The sequence below is a fragment of the Streptomyces sp. NBC_00443 genome, assembly GCF_036014175.1.
Taxonomy (GTDB): Bacteria; Actinomycetota; Actinomycetes; order Streptomycetales; family Streptomycetaceae; genus Streptomyces.
Window position 1 is genome coordinate 4333537 of record NZ_CP107917.1, and the last position, 14456, is coordinate 4347992.

The 14456-nt window shown below is 71.1% G+C and carries 13 protein-coding genes; 9 read left to right on the forward strand and 4 right to left on the reverse strand.

Translation table 11 applies throughout. The annotated features are described in order from the left end of the window. The first annotated feature begins 226 nt into the window (after positions 1-226). Genes OHO27_RS19380 through OHO27_RS19390 form a run of 3 tightly spaced genes read left to right on the forward strand, consistent with a single transcriptional unit; the run spans position 227 to position 3568 of the window. A complete protein-coding gene (locus OHO27_RS19380) occupies positions 227-1459 on the forward strand; it encodes a Clp protease N-terminal domain-containing protein (protein WP_328425591.1) in 1233 nt (410 codons plus the stop codon). Between the two features lie 11 nt (positions 1460-1470). Then, positions 1471-2868, forward strand: coding sequence for a sensor histidine kinase (locus tag OHO27_RS19385; protein ID WP_328425593.1), 1398 nt, complete (start codon positions 1471-1473; stop codon positions 2866-2868). A 46-nt stretch (positions 2869-2914) separates the two neighbouring features. Further along, positions 2915-3568 (forward strand): response regulator transcription factor, encoded by a 654-nt coding sequence (locus tag OHO27_RS19390; RefSeq protein WP_328425595.1) that lies wholly within the window; start codon positions 2915-2917, stop codon positions 3566-3568. Between the two features lie 105 nt (positions 3569-3673). Here OHO27_RS19390 and OHO27_RS19395 read toward each other — a convergent pair whose 3' ends face one another. Both OHO27_RS19395 and OHO27_RS19400 read right to left on the reverse strand, forming a co-directional pair. Then, positions 3674-4594 carry a calcium-binding protein gene (locus OHO27_RS19395; RefSeq protein WP_328425597.1) on the reverse strand — a complete coding sequence of 307 codons (921 nt, stop codon included), beginning with the start codon at positions 4592-4594 and terminating at the stop codon, positions 3674-3676. Between the two features lie 190 nt (positions 4595-4784). Continuing rightward, the gene (locus OHO27_RS19400) at positions 4785-6308 is read right to left on the reverse strand and encodes an SDR family oxidoreductase (RefSeq protein WP_328425599.1); all 1524 of its coding nucleotides are present in this window, start codon (positions 6306-6308) and stop codon (positions 4785-4787) included. Between the two features lie 319 nt (positions 6309-6627). Between OHO27_RS19400 and OHO27_RS19405 the strand changes: the two genes are divergently transcribed. The 4 genes from OHO27_RS19405 (at position 6628) to OHO27_RS19420 (ending at position 8319) form a co-directional block, all read left to right on the forward strand. Continuing rightward, complete coding sequence (locus tag OHO27_RS19405) at positions 6628-6966, forward strand: helix-turn-helix domain-containing protein (RefSeq protein ID WP_328425601.1); 339 nt, start codon at positions 6628-6630, stop codon at positions 6964-6966. 231 nt (positions 6967-7197) lie between these two features. Then, a complete protein-coding gene (locus OHO27_RS19410) occupies positions 7198-7401 on the forward strand; it encodes a cold-shock protein (protein WP_007383480.1) in 204 nt (67 codons plus the stop codon). A gap of 171 nt (positions 7402-7572) precedes the next feature. Further along, positions 7573-7860 (forward strand): SCO5918 family protein, encoded by a 288-nt coding sequence (locus tag OHO27_RS19415; RefSeq protein ID WP_328425603.1) that lies wholly within the window; start codon positions 7573-7575, stop codon positions 7858-7860. A 54-nt stretch (positions 7861-7914) separates the two neighbouring features. Then, complete coding sequence (locus tag OHO27_RS19420; RefSeq protein ID WP_328425605.1) at positions 7915-8319, forward strand: hypothetical protein; 405 nt, start codon at positions 7915-7917, stop codon at positions 8317-8319. 12 nt (positions 8320-8331) lie between these two features. Here the strand turns inward: OHO27_RS19420 and OHO27_RS19425 are convergent, their stop codons facing one another. Then, the gene (locus OHO27_RS19425) at positions 8332-10386 is read right to left on the reverse strand and encodes a glycoside hydrolase (RefSeq protein ID WP_328425607.1); all 2055 of its coding nucleotides are present in this window, start codon (positions 10384-10386) and stop codon (positions 8332-8334) included. Between the two features lie 258 nt (positions 10387-10644). Here OHO27_RS19425 and OHO27_RS19430 point away from each other — a divergent pair, with 258 nt between their 5' ends. Then, on the forward strand, positions 10645-11646 hold the full coding sequence (locus OHO27_RS19430; RefSeq protein WP_443059711.1) for a LacI family DNA-binding transcriptional regulator: 1002 nt from the start codon (positions 10645-10647) through the stop codon (positions 11644-11646). Positions 11647-11747: 101 nt separating this feature from the next. Further along, positions 11748-12683, forward strand: coding sequence for a hypothetical protein (locus OHO27_RS19435; protein WP_328425611.1), 936 nt, complete (start codon positions 11748-11750; stop codon positions 12681-12683). Here the strand turns inward: OHO27_RS19435 and OHO27_RS19440 are convergent. Next, complete coding sequence (locus OHO27_RS19440; RefSeq protein WP_328425613.1) at positions 12673-14301, reverse strand: IS200/IS605 family accessory protein TnpB-related protein; 1629 nt, start codon at positions 14299-14301, stop codon at positions 12673-12675. The two genes, OHO27_RS19435 and OHO27_RS19440, sit on opposite strands and share 11 nt — an antisense overlap. Positions 14302-14456 lie beyond the last annotated feature (155 nt).

Sequence of the window (14456 nt, forward strand, 5' to 3'; positions counted from 1 at the left end):
GCTGTCCGGCACCCCACACCGGCTTCCCGTGACCTGCATCACACTCGGCGTCCCTGCGCCGGCGAACGAACACCCCGCATGCTCTCACCCGGCCGATCGGACCGAGAGGCCTGGCCGTTCGGACCGCGGGCCTGGCCGGTCGGCCGACGCGGTGCCGTCGGGTGGCTGCCTAGGGTCGGTCCCGACCGGACACGATCGGATACCGCAGCCCGAGGGGGAGCGTTCGATGGATCAGCGACGGAGTACCGGAGTGCAGAACGGCGCCACGGACATGGCCGGAGCCACCGTGGAGTTCGAGTGCGACGTCATGGACCTGCTCGTGGCGGCGCTGAGCAGTGCGATCAGGCATGAGGCAGCGGTCGTAGGGACCGAGAACCTGCTGGCCGCGCTCGTCATGGGAGAGACGGACGCGGGCGCGGCGATCGCCCCGGGGATGCGGAAGGCCGGTGCGCTCGGTGGCCTGATCGCCGGTCGGGGCGGTCGGGGCTGGGTGAGCGACGACGGGGACGAGGACGCGGGCGCGACCGTCGCGGCCGGTGCCGACGAGGACGAGGTCACCGCCGCCTGGCGTGAGGTGCACTGGCGGTCCGGGCTCGCGAAGCGCGGGCCGGCCGCGGACGACGGCCGTGAGTTGCCCGGGATGTCCGGCGCCCTGCGACGGTGCCTGCTGCTCGCGCTGGCGTCGGCGCGCACCGAAGGTACGGTCTCGGTGCGCTGCCGGCATGTGGCGAGCGCGCTGCTGGAACTGCCGGAGAGTCGGGCCCGGGAGGCGTTGGTGCTGCAGCGGCTGGACCTGACAGCCGCGGCGACCGCACTCGACGCGCTGGACGCGGGCGCCCCGGCGCAGACCGAGCTGCCGGAATCCCGTGGCGTCACCCTTCTCCGCCGGGCCGGGACGCTCGGCAAGAGCGGCAACCGGCTGACGCGCGCGCTGACTTCGTGGACCTCCGGGGCCGGCGTGTACGGCTCACCGGTCGTGTTCGCGGTGACCGTCGAGGCCGTACGGCAGGCTGCGCGGTGCGGGCGTTCCGCGGCGGAGCCGGTGGATCTGCTGCTGGGCATCCTGGCCCTGGACCGCTCCCTTGCCGTTGCCGGACGTTCCCTGCCCGAGGAACTGGCCGACGCCAACTCCGCCGCCGCGCTGCTGCGCAGGCATGGCGTACGGCAGGACTCCCTGACCCGTGTGGCGAGGGAACGCACGGCGACAGCCACTGCGGCCGGCGCCTGCGCATCGGATCGCGAGGCCGACCGGATACGGCTCTCCGACTCCGCCGAGCGGGCCAAGGCAGTCGCCCGGCTCACCGCCGCCGAGCACGGTTCATCGTCGGTCGGTACGGTCCACCTGCTGGCCGCGCTGCTCGAAGCCGAGGACACCCAGGTGGCCCGGCTCCTGCCGACCGTCTCGCGCGTGGACGTCGCCGCGCTGCGGGCGGAGTTGCCGCGCCGGGCGGGCGCGTGACCCACGGGGACGTGACAGAACGCCGCCCCATCAGTACGGCCCTGCGCCCCACCGCACGCCGTACGGTCGCCGTCGACGCGTCGCTGTCCGCGCTGACGGCGGTCCTCGGGCTGCTGCCGCTGCTGCTGGTGCACGCGCAGCACCCGGTCCTGGCGGTCCTGGAAGCACTGTGGGCAGCGCTGCTCGTCGCCGTACGGCGTGGCCGTCCCGTCGCCGCGGTGCTGGGTGCCGCGCCGCTGGTCATGGGCGGCAACGTGTGGACGCTGCCGGTGATCGCGCTGATCGTGCTGTCCGCCACGCGCCGTATCGCACCGTCCCGGCGTGCTTGGCGGGCCGTGGGCGCGGCCTGTGCCGTCCTCGGTGTCCTGACCGTCGCCGTCGGCCTGTTCCGGTGGGAACACCTGCCGACGGCCCTGGCCGACAACGCGATCTCCGCGGCGCTCCTCCTGCTGCTCCCCGCCCTGTCGGGGACCCTGCTGGGCCGCCGCCGGCCCTTGACCGGCCTGCTGCGGGAGCGCAACGCCTATCTGGAGCAGACCCGTACGCTCACCGCGGAGGCGGCCCGGCTGGCGGAGCGGACCCGGATCGCGGGCGAGATGCACGATCTCCTGGGCCACCGGCTGAGCCTGATCTCGGTGCACGCGGGAGCGCTGGAACTCGCCGCCGCCCGGCAGGCGCCGCCCCTGGTGGGGCAGGTCGAACTGCTGCGCACGACCGCCGGCACGGCCATGGAGGAGCTGCGCGAGATCCTCGGCGTCCTGCGGCGAGCGGAGCTTGCGGATGCGATGGATCCGCCGGACGGGAGCGCGAAGGGGGGCACGGGCGAGCGCGGGACGCGCGAGGACATCACCGCCCTGGTGACACAGTCCCGGCAGGCAGGCGGCGGCCCGGTCGAGCTGGACTGGTCGGTTCCCGGTACGGCCGAGGTGGGCGCCCGTGCCCGGCAGGCGATCCACCGGGTGGTCCGCGAGGGGCTGACGAACGTGCTGAAACACGCGTCCGGCGCGCCCACCCAGGTGGCGGTCAGGGGCACGGACGCAGGCATCGACGTCGACGTCACGAACGGGCCGCCGGGCGAGGCCGTCCGTTCACAGGGCGGAACTCACAGTGGCCTGGCCGGACTTCACGAGCGCATCTCGTTGCTCGGCGGCACATTCGAGGCCGGGCCCCTGCCGGACGGCGGCTTCCGCGTGGCGGCACGGCTGCCGGCCGAGGCGATCAGGTCCGTGTCCGGGCCGCTCCCGGAGACCTCCGCCGGGCCACTCCCACCCCCGAGAGGAGCCCACGCCCCGCTGTCGACCGAGGTCCTGACCTGGCCGCGCGTCCTCGGAGCCAGCTGCGCGTCCGTCCTCGTGGTCCTGCCGACGGCGGGCTTCCTCGTCGTCGTGCTGCTGGCGGCGCTCAGGTGAATCCCGAAGGGGCTGAGCCACAACGGCCAAGTTCTAGGATGAGCCGATGATCCGGGTCCTGATCGCCGACGACGAGGCGCTGATGCGCACCGGTATCCGGCTGATCCTGGAGAACGCCGACGACATCGAGGTCGTGGCCGAAGCCGGGGACGGCAGGGAGGCCGCCGCGGCCTGTCGCGCCCAGGACGTCGACGTCGCCCTGCTGGACATCCAGATGCCGGTCAGGGACGGCATCACGGCCGCCGAGGACATCACCCGCCTGTCGCCCCGTACGAGTGTCGTGATGCTGACGGCCTTCGGTGAGGAGGCGAGCGTCACGCGCGCCCTGCGGGCCGGCGCCAACGGTTACCTCCTCAAGGACACGGGCCCCACCGAACTGATCCGCGCCGTGCAGCTCGCCGCGAAGGGCGAACCGGTCCTGGCACCCCGCGTCACCCGCCAACTGCTGGAACGCCATGTGCAGTCCGGCCGCGGCACCGAGGCCGCCCTGCACAGGATCGCGGAACTGACCCCCGCCGAGCGTGATGTCCTGCGCCTGCTCGGTACGGGACTGTCGAACTCGGAGATCGCCGGCCGGCTGTACCTCAGCGCCGGCACCGTCAAGGCGCACATCAGCCGCATCCTGACCCGCACCGGCTGCGCCAACCGTGTCCAGGCGGCCGTACTGGCGCACGACGCCGGACTGCTCGACGGCCGCTGAGCCGGCGGGCAAGGCCCCGGGTGCGGACGACGGACCGGGGAGCTGGGCGGGGCCTCCCCGGTCCGTCCCCGGTCCGTCCCCGGTCCGGTGCGGGACTCGTGCAGGTCAGTCCTGGTGTTCGACGTCCGTGCCGGGGCCGCCCGACAGCGTGTCCGTGCCCGGGCCGCCGTACAGCTTGTCGTTGCCGCTGTTGCCGAACAGCGTGTCGTCGCCGCTGTTGCCGTACAGGATGTCGGCGCCGGGGCCGCCGTAGAGGAAGTCGCTTCCGGTGCCGCCGCGAAGGGTGTCGTTGCCGTCCGAGCCGTTCAGGCGCTGGCGGCCCGCTCCGCCGTAGAGGAGGTCGTTGCCGGCACCCCCGTCCGCGTCGCTCTCGTCGCCGTCGAGGTGGATCGTGTCGACGCCGGCCTGGCCCAGGACGATGGAGGATTCGGCGCCGTTGAGTGTGTCGTTGCCGTCCCCGCCGCTCACCGTCCCCGCCACGCCCAGCTTGACGGTGTCGTCGCCGGATCCGCCCTGGAGCTGGTTGCCGTCGACGCTGCCGGTGTGGGTGTAGGTGTCCTTGCCGGGGCCCAGGTCGATCGTGGCCAGGTAGTAGGTCTGGTCGGTGGCGTTGTCGTAGGTGATGGTGTCGTTGCCGTCGCCGAGGTTCATGGACAGCGTGGCGTACGGGTCCTGGCTGTCGAGGGTGGTCTGCGTGCAGGAGACCTTGGTGCGGTCCGCGCTGTCGGGGTAGGTGCAGTCCCCCTCCGTCGGCGCGATGGATATCGGGACCACGTCGTCGATGACGTAGGTGATGCTCGCCAGGCCGTCGGATGCCGTCGCGGTGACGGTCACCTTGTTGGTCTGGCCGGACGCCGCCGTGTAGACGACCGACTTGCCGCCGAGGCTTGCGTCCACGGTTGCCGACGGCGTCGCGGCACCGGCCACCGCCGGCAGGGCGATCGACGCGGTCAGCGCCGTGCCGATGGCCAGGGTCAGGGCCGATGCGGCGGTTAAGGCCTTGCGGCGGACGGGGCGAGAGACCATGAGAGAACCTCCGTGGGAAACATGTGGTTACGACAACCACATGTGACTCGCGGGGCCTGTGGGGGGTTGTGCAGGGTTTTGTACGGTCGCGTCGCGACGTGGCGTCGGGAGCGGGCACGCGGGGCGGCCTTACCAGCGGCTATCGCCACGGCGAAGCTCGGCTCGACACCTGACCGTCGGGCAGGTGTCGTCAGGAATTCACCTGATCGGGGGCCGGCTCATCGGCGGCCGACTCGGCCGCGGCGGCGATGTTGCGGATCATGCCCCCGAAGACCGCGGCGTGGAAGGGTGCCACGCCCCACCAGTACGCGTGCCCGGCGAGTCCGCGCGGATGGAACAGTGCCCGCTGCCGGTACACCGTGCGCCCCTGCGGATCCCGGTCGACGGTCATCTCCAGCCAGGCCAGGCCCGGCAGCCGCATCTCCGCCCGCAGCCTCAGCAGCCGGCCCGGCTCGATCTCCTCCACCCGCCAGAAGTCCAGACTGTCGCCGGCCCGCAGCCGGTTGGCGTCCCGGCGGCCCCGGCGCAGGCCCACTCCGCCGGCCAGCGCGTCCAGCCACCCGCGCAGGGACCAGGCCACCGGCGAGGAGTACCAGCCGTTCTCGCCGCCGATCGCCTCGACCACCCGCCACAGCGCCTGCGGCGACGCCGCGACGGTGCGCTCACGGGCGTCCGAGTACAGGCTGCCGCCCGCCCAGTCGGGGTCGGTCGGCAGCGGATCGCTGGGGGCGCGGGGCGTCGCGGCCGAGGACCACCGCGTCGCCACGTCCGCATCCTGCACGCGCCGCAGCGCCAGCCTGATCGCGCGGTCGAGGCCGACGGGCCCGTCCGGCGGGTCCGGCACGTGACCGACGATGTCCCGTTCGGCACACACCACCTCGTGCTTCAGCGACTCGACCAGCGGGCGGGCGAGCGCGCCCGGCACCGGGGTGATCAGACCGACCCAGAGACTCGACAGCCGGGGCGTGAGCAGCGGCACGGGGACGATGACACGCCTGGGCAGCCCGGCGACGGCGGCGTACCGCCGCATCATGTCCTGGTAGGTGAGGATGTCCGGTCCGCCGATGTCGAAGGTGCGGTTCACGTCGTACGGCAGCCGCGCGCATCCCACGAGCAGGCGGAGCACGTCGCGCACGGCGATCGGCTGGATGCGGGTGCGCACCCAGCTCGGGGTCACCATCGCGGGGAGCCGCTCGGTCAGATACCGCAGCATCTCGAACGACGCCGACCCCGAACCGATGATCACGGCCGCCCGCAGTACGGCGGTCGGCACGCCCGAGGCCAGGAGGATGCGGCCCACTTCGGCGCGGGAGCGCAGATGGGGCGAAAGCGCGCGCTCCGGTACGCCGGCCGGGGTCAGCCCGCCGAGGTAGACGATCCGCCGGACGCCGGCGGCACGCGCCTGCTCACCGAAGACTCTCGCCGCACGCCGGTCGGTCTCCTCGAAGCCCCGCCCCGTACCCAGCGCGTGCACCAGGTAGTAGGCGACGTCGACCCCCTCCATCGCCGCCCGCACGGACCCCTCGTCCGTCACGTCCCCCCGCACGGCCTCAACCTGCCCGGCCCACGGATGGTCCCGCAGCTTGCCGGGCGTACGGGCCAGACACCGCACGGAATGTCCGGCGCCCAGCAACTCCGGCACCAGCCGGCCGCCCAGATAGCCAGTGGCACCCGTGACCAGGCAGCGCAGCGGCCGGTCGGCAGGGATCGTCATGGGCCTCACTCCTCCGGGAGCGCGTGCCCTCCCGGGGGCGCCTGTCGAAGTTTCCTCACCTCAGCCCATGCTTGGATCCGGGGACGGGCCCCGCAACCTAGGCGGGTCCCTTGAGGAGCTCGATCAGACTGGTCACGGCGTCACCGGCACGACGGGCGGCGGTGCCTCTCCGTCGGTGGGAAAGTCTGTCATGGCAGCACTACATCTCCATGCCTGTCGGCGCTAGGGTTGTGCCACGAGGCAGAGGGTGCTGAACCGTTCGGAGTACGGGTGCCGTGTCCGCCCGGGTCCCTCGCCGCGCCCCCGAAACGAAGGTGCCATGCCCGCCGAGAACGCCCCTGTCGCCGGGAACCTCGACGACGACGACTATCCCGCCTACACCATGGGGCGGGCCGCCGACGTTCTCGGCACCACTCCCGCCTTCCTGAGGGCCATCGGGGAGGCCGAGCTGATCACTCCCCTGCGTTCCGGAGGTGGTCACCGCCGGTACACACGACGCCAGTTGCGCATCGCCGCCCGCGCCCGCGAGCTCGTCGACCAGGGCACGCCCGTCGAGGCGGCCTGCCGGATCATCTCCTTGGAGGACCGGCTGGCGGACGCCCTCCGGCTGAACCGGGACATGCGCCGGGAGCTGGACGAGCGCGGCCCAGATATCTAGTCCCGCCGATGCAGAAATACAGGTGGCCGCTGGAGGAGAATCAATGCTCGGCGCCGAAATCACACGGGTGCAAACGCCCGGGCTGTGTTAGCGTGATACCAGTTGCAGTTTTGGTTGCCAGAGATTTGTTTCTTTGCAGAGCTTTCCGGATCTTTCCGGAGGGGTGATCATCGCGGCGACTCGGACCCGTAAAGTGCGGAGTCCGGCACTGCCCCCCAAGGGAGATTCAATATGGCATCTGGCACCGTGAAGTGGTTCAACGCGGAAAAGGGCTTCGGCTTCATCGAGCAGGACGGCGGCGGCGCTGACGTGTTCGCCCACTACTCGAACATCGCCACCAGCGGCTTCCGCGAGCTTCAGGAAGGCCAGAAGGTTACCTTCGACGTCACGCAGGGCCAGAAGGGCCCGCAGGCCGAGAACATCGTTCCCGCCTGACGCTGACGCGTACTACGTGGCTGGGGCCCGCGCTCTTGGGGTGCGGGCCCCAGCTCTTTGCTTTTCTTGACGTTCCTTGACGTTCCCGGATTGTCAACAGCCTCGGATTCACTGCCGAGAGGTCCGGATTTTCGAATTCCTTCGGCTCATTCTCGTGCCGTGGAGGCATCCATGCGTTGCGTCATCGCCCGCTTCCCCTTCGACCTCACCAAGAGCGAGGTCGAACAGTCGATGAGCGGCATCACCCCCGAACCCGTCACCGGCGTGGCCGTGACCATCGGCCGCCGCGTCTACCCCGTGATGCAGGTCGGGGAAGTGATCACCAGGCAGAACCGCCGCGACTTCACCACGGGCGAGATGCGCCGGGCGCTGACCAGGCTCGGCTTCGTCTGCCACGACGCGCCGCCGGTCCCGCCGACCCGGGACGCGCCGGCTGACGAAGGTGCGCTCGGCTGGTGACGCCTCGCCTCCTGCCACGCCCCGACGCCGGTCGTCGGGCTAGGCTCCGGAGGCATGACACACCCTGACGACCTGCTCGTCGCGATCGCCGCGATGGTGGAGTCGCGGCACAGCAGCCAGATGTCCCTGACCGTGGTGGTTCCGGGAGCGGTCATCACGGGCCGCTTGGCGCCGGAATCCCTGTGGAAGGAACGGGTGGCCGAAGTCCTGCGGGACTCCGAGCACCTGGGGCAGTTCGCCGCCGCGTTCACCCGGCGCCGAGGCAACCACGAGGCCGACCACCAGGACGGCGACGGCCGCGGGCCGGACCACGGTGACCGGCCCACGTACCTCCACTTCCACGTCGCCCGGATCCTCCAGGGCAGTTTCGGTATCCCCGACACGGGTGGCATGTACCGGGTCGCCCTGGAGGAAGTGAGCGCCTGGACCATCGGCGACATCGGCTACTCGGACCAGTAGGGCCCGGACGCCCTAGTCGGAGCCGGCGCCCGTCACCTCGGTCACCTTCCACCGCTGATTGGCTCCGGAGTTCGCCAGCCACACGCCGACCCCGGCGCCGTCGTCGGTGGACTGCCCGGAGACGTCCGCGAGTCGGCCGGTGGCGGCGTTGACCAGGGTCCAGGTGCCGTCGCCCGTCGTCGACATGATCCACTGGGCGGCGCTGTCCCGGCGCCCCTCGTCCGGCTCGGCCACCAGGGCCCCGTCGCGAACGGCCAATCGCTTGCCCTCGCTCACCTCCGTGAAGGCGTACCGCTTGCGGTTGTCGGAGCCGCTGATCTGCTCCACCCGCCACTGCTGACCGCTGGGGTCGGCGGCGTCGGCGCTCTTGATGACCAGTCCGGTGCCGTTGTCGGCGATGGTGAGGTCCTTGCCGCTCTGAGCGCCGGTCAGCCGGTAGGTGTGGCCCTTCTTCAGTTCGGCCGCGTCCTTCGCGACGCCGGACACGCCCTTGACGAGGAACGACGTCACCGACTGGGCGGGCACGGTGACCGTGGCCCGCTCGCCGCTGACCCGGACCGCCTTCTGCCGCTCCAGCTTGCCGTCGGCGCTGGTCACCACCGGGGTGACGGTGGCTCGGGAGGAGACCCGGCCGAACTTCGACAGGTCGAGCGTGACCTCGCGTGCCTCGGTGGTGCTGTTGACGTGGACGACGGTGGCCGCGTCGCCCTTGCGGGAGACGGCCGCGGTGCTGGAGGTGTCGTTCGTCTTGATCAGCCGGTCGCCGGGCTTGATGTAGTGCGTGAAGTTCCGGGCGGTGTCGAACTTGGTGTTCGTGTAGATCGGGCAGGACTTGAGCGTGTCCTTCGACGTGCAGCTGAACGACAGCTGGATCTCGCCCCAGTTGCCGCCCTTCCCGGACTCGCCGCCCGGCTTCATGTTGTCGTAGTCCTCGACGGGCTGCCAGAACACCCAGGCGCGGGGCTCCAGTTCGCGCAGGTCGTCGACCATGCGCTGGGCGAGGCCCAGGCCGGGCCGCATGTCCGTGAAGCTCTGGCCGTCGCCCCAGTCGCCCTCGACCTCACTCATCCACAGCGGCTTGTCCGCGGCCTTGGCCAGGTCGCGGACCGTGGTGCGCTGGCCGGTGCCGTAGGTGTGGACGTTCATCTGGCCGACGAGGTCGCGCACTTGCTGGGGGTAGGAGTTCCAGTTCGTGGCGAAGGTACCGGGGTTGGTCTCGTCCATCGCGGAGATCTCGGCGTGAGTGCGGGACTTGGCCAGGGTCGGGCCCAGTGCGCTGATCACCTTCTGCTGGAGTTCGGGACCGATGTGGGCGCCTTCCTGACGGCCGCCGACGGGCTCACCGTCCGGGCCGAGCTGGGTGCCCCAGTAGTTCGTGTTCGGCTCGTTGAACGGGTCCAGGGTGTCGACCTTGATGCCGTGCGCCTTCTCCAGCCGCTCGGTGGCGCCCACCAGGTACTCGGCGAAGTCGTCGACGGACTCGGTCTTGAGCTGGTCCTTGGCCGCGTCGAAGTTGCCGGAGACGTAGCCGCTCTCGGTCATGAACCAGGGCGGCGAATTGCTGAACGTCTCCCAGTGGGTGATGTCCTTCTTGATGCGGTCGATCCACCAGCGCTGCGTCTTGTCGGCCTTGTTGTTCCAGTCGGCCGGGTCGTCGGCGTCCCACCAGTCGACGTCCTCGCGGGTGGTGCCCGCCGGGGCCTTCCACCAGCCCTGGACCGCGCCGCCGGCCCGCAGGTAGTCCTTGACGTCGGGGGCGTTGCCGCCGCCGATGTTGTAGCGGGCGATGTTCAGCGCGAGACCGTCCTCGCCGAAGAGGAGCCCCGCCAGCTTCTCGCGTATCGCGGGCGGGTAGTCGCCGGTCGCGTTGGCGAACCAGACCAGGCTGGTGCCCCAGCCCTCGAACTTCTCCTGCTTGTAGGAGGGGTCGGGCACGACGGTGACCGCGGCGGTGGCGGTCGTCTCCGCGTGCGCGGCCGGCAGCGCGGTGGCGGCCAGCACGGTCCCGGTCGCGAGGGCCGTGATGCCGACCCCCAGGAGCCTTCTCTTACGGATGCGGTGTGCCATGTCGAGTACTCCAGCGAGGTTCGGTTCGGTGCGTTTCGGCGGGTTCTCGTATGATTTCTGCTCGGAATGTTTACGTAAACATACGTTGGCGGGATGTCTACACTGTCCGAATCTCAGGGGTCAAGGAGTCGTCCGGGACCGAAAGTTGCGCAGCCCGGCGACCTAGGGGACAAGGTGGGCAAGATGGGCACAGCGGACGGTGACGACACCGCGGCGGGGACGAGGAAGCGTGCCGCCCGCCCCCGTCAGGGCGCCTCCATGGCCGACGTCGCGCGCCTCGCCGGGGTCTCCTCCCAGACAGTCTCCCGTGTCTCCAACGGCTTCCCGGGCGTGAACGAGGAGACCCGGCAGCAGGTCCTGGCCGCGATGCGGGAACTGGGCTACCGGCCCAACAGCGCCGCACGGGCCCTTAGGCGCGGCGAGTTCCGCACCCTCGGCGTGATCACCTTCTCCCTCTCCACCATGGGGAACATCCGCACCCTGGAGGCGATCGCGACCTCCGCCGCCCAGCACGGTTACGCCGTCACGCTGCTGCCGGTCGCCGTCCCCACCCAGGACGAGGTCAACGGCGCCTTCTCCCGCCTCGGCGAACTCGCCGTGGACGCGGTCATCGTCATCATGGAGATCCATCTGCTCGACGCGGCTACGGTCTCCCTTCCGCCCGGCGTCCAGGTCGTGGTCGCCGACTCGGACGCCGGCGACCGCTACACCGTCGTAGACACCGACCAGGCGGGCGGCGCCCGCGACGCCGTACGGCATCTGCTGGACCTCGGCCATGACACGGTCTGGCACCTCGCCGGGCCGGAGGGCTCCTTCGCGGCGCAGCGCCGTGCCAACGCGTGGCGCGGCGCCCTCATGGAGGCGGGCGCGGCCCCACCGCCCCTGGTGCGCGGCGACTGGTCGGCGGAGTCCGGCTACCGGGCCGGTCTGCGGCTCGCCGAACAGCCGCACTGCACGGCGGTGTTCGCGGCCAACGACCAGATGGCGCTGGGCCTGCTGCGTGCCCTGCACGAACGCGGCCGGAAGGTCCCCGACGACGTCAGCGTGATCGGCTTCGACGACATCCCCGAGTCCGCGTCCTTCCTGCCCCCGCTCACCACCATCCACCAGGACTTCGCCGAGGTGGGCCGCCTCTGCGTCGAGGGCGTCCTGAGCAAGCTGCGGCACGGCGGCCCCGACCACGGCACGACGCTCGTCCCGACCCGGCTCGTGGGGCGGCGGAGCACGGCGCCGCCACCGAAGGGAATTGTTCGCGGCTGAGTGCGGGGTGACCGAACAATCCGTGCCCGCGTTGGACTGGTCCCACGGCGCCGGGATCCGGCCCGTGCAGACGGGATCAGCGCACGGAGAGAGGTCGTTCGATGGGCAAGAGGGGGAGCGTCGCCGTGGTGGCCGCCGCCGGGCTGGTACTGGCTCTCGGCGGGTGCGGGGGCGGGACGGACGAGGGCGGGACCGACGACGCGCCGGGGACCTCGGGCAAGGGGTCGGCCGCACCGACGCCGGCAAAGTCACCGTCCGGGCAGCTGGTCAAGTGGGCCGGCGGTATGTGTGAGTCGACTGCCGCGTTCAAGGACCTGCGGGCCGACAGCGCCGCCGACCTGAAGGAGATGCGGGACTCGGACGCCCAGGGCGACCTGGTCGCCAGAGCCCGCGCGATCGGCTACCTCACCAGCACGCCGTCGGCGGTGGAGGACGTGGAGCGCGGCCTGGCGGACCTCGGCCCGTCCGGTGTCCCCGCGGCCGACCGGTTGCGCGACGCCTGGCTGAAGAAGGTGCGGGGCGTCGTGGCCGAACTCGACGGGGTGTCCCCGAACCCGGCCGCCGGTGACGCCGAGGGCAGTGCCGCGGACATCGACAAGCTCGTGCAGTCCCTCACCTCTCCCCAGCCGGACCTGCCCGCGCTGACCAGGAAGGACGCGCGACTCGCGGCCGCCCACGAGCGGGCGGAGCAGTGCGCCCCGGGCTGGAAGCCCGACGGCCCGGCCGAGGACACCGCCTCACCGGCACCCGACCCCGACGGCCCGCTCCCCAAGGCGGCCGACGGCAGGAACTACGGCGCCTGCTCGGACGGCGCCTGCGAGGTCCTGGTGACCTCCACGGCGGACATCACGGCGAACGACGTCCAGGTGCATGTCTCCCTGGGCGACGACTACGTCACCTTCCAGACGGCGGGCACCTTGATGCAGCTCGGCGGCGCGGGCGGCGAGGCCGGCTTCGGCGACCGGCTGAAGGCGACCGTCGTCGCACACAACAAGGACGGCGCCGTACTGAAGTTCACGACCGTTCCTAATCAGTGAGCAGGGGTGAGTGTTGTACCCATACCTGGTCACTGCGGACATCCCGAACGGTTTTGGGTGTCCTGGTCGCCCGCGTACTCGCCGCGTCCGGCGGCACGGATCGTGTCCGTGGTCCGGGAACGTGGGGGCGGGGTCCCTCACGCCCAGGGGCACACCGGTCGGCCTGGACGGTCCGATGCCCGTGCACATCGCTCTGGTGTGCACGGGGCGGTGTCGTCCGTCGCCGGATCGGGTGCCCTTGGGCGCGTCGTCCGATCGCGATGCTCGCCGCATCGTGCCGGGTGGGCTTACGGGCGGGGCCGGCCATCGGCTTTTGCCAGTGCTGGGCGCCCCACTTACTGGTGTAGGCCGGGTCCACGGCGATGACCGCGATACCTGTGGCGTCGGCCATGGAGGTCAGCCGGGCGCGGAGCTTGCCGGTCGGCATGCCGGAGATCAACTGCCGGAATCGGCGCTTGCGCCCGTGCTTCTCTCTGGTTTTCTCGGCCTGGAAGTCGAGGTCTTCGACCGCGATGGCCTTGACGCGGCAGCTCTTGGCCCAGTTCAGCAGCCGCGTGAGAGCGTGCCGTACCTGGGCATCGCGGTGCTGGGCGTTGCCGGACAGGTCATAGAAGAACCGGCGCGGACGGCCGATCGGGTTGCCGTGAGTGTCCAGGCGCCATGCGGCGAGGTGGTCGGCATTGGTGTCCACGCCGATCACGCCATCGGCGAGGGCGGCTTTGAGTGGGATGGCCTTGGTGGGTGGGATCTGCCAGGAGGCGTCCACGTACCAGCGCCCGCGCCCCGTGTCGTAGTGGATGCGGTAGGCCACGGCCCGGTTGGCCTCCACACGGTCGGCCCACTCCTGCCCCCGGTGAGGGAACCGCACCTGCGCGGCGAGTACGTACCGGCCATGCCCGGCGTTCGCCAGGCCGGCAAACGGGGCCGGGAGCTTGATCGACACGTCGCCCTCGGGCGTGATGCGGATCGTCTCGTTGCCGAACCTTTTCCCCGACTCCCCGTCCGCCTGGAGGAACCAGCGCCCGGCCTCCCACCGCTCACGCCACTCGGCCTCGCTGAGCTGCGCCTTGTCGAGGTGGTGGCGGGTGCCCAGCAGGCGTTTGCCGCCGCGTGCTACACGGACGCGTCCGGCCTCGCGGTCTGCGCGAACCTGCTCCAGCCGGTCTTCGAGTACATGCAGGCGGCGTGTCTTGTGGAACCATTCGTGCGCCGACCGGTAGCCGCCCGGGGAACGCTTGGTTCCTTTCTCGCCGACCGGCAGGGAAAGCCGGTGCCGAAGCGTCCTGACGCCCGCTTCGAGGGAATGGATGTGCGCCAACTGCCCACGCCGGGCGAGTGCCCACTGATCGTGCGTGGCCTTGGTGATGCTGCCCGCCCACCTGGACGACGAGACGCCCGTCAGGTCCCGCTTGCGGGCCGCCCACGTCTCGGCGGAGTGCTCCAGGCCGTCAGCGCAACGCGCTTTGAGGTCCTTCGAGGCCAGCGAGCCCAGGTGCGTACCCACCAGGCAAAGAACCTTCTCATCCTCGGGCGTGAGACCCCCCAGCCGGGTACGGACCGATACACCACAAGGGCCGAGAGCGACGAACGGCACCGCCACCTCACGCAGCCCGCCCATTCCCTACACCCCCGCCCGCCCGATGCCGTAGAACCCTCACCGCACCAAACGAGCCATTTCCGTACAGGTCACGCATTCGATGCAAGAACTTCCGTTCCACCCTGAGTCCGCGCGCCGCAGCAGCACTCACTCATGCACGCCCCTGAGCACGCCCC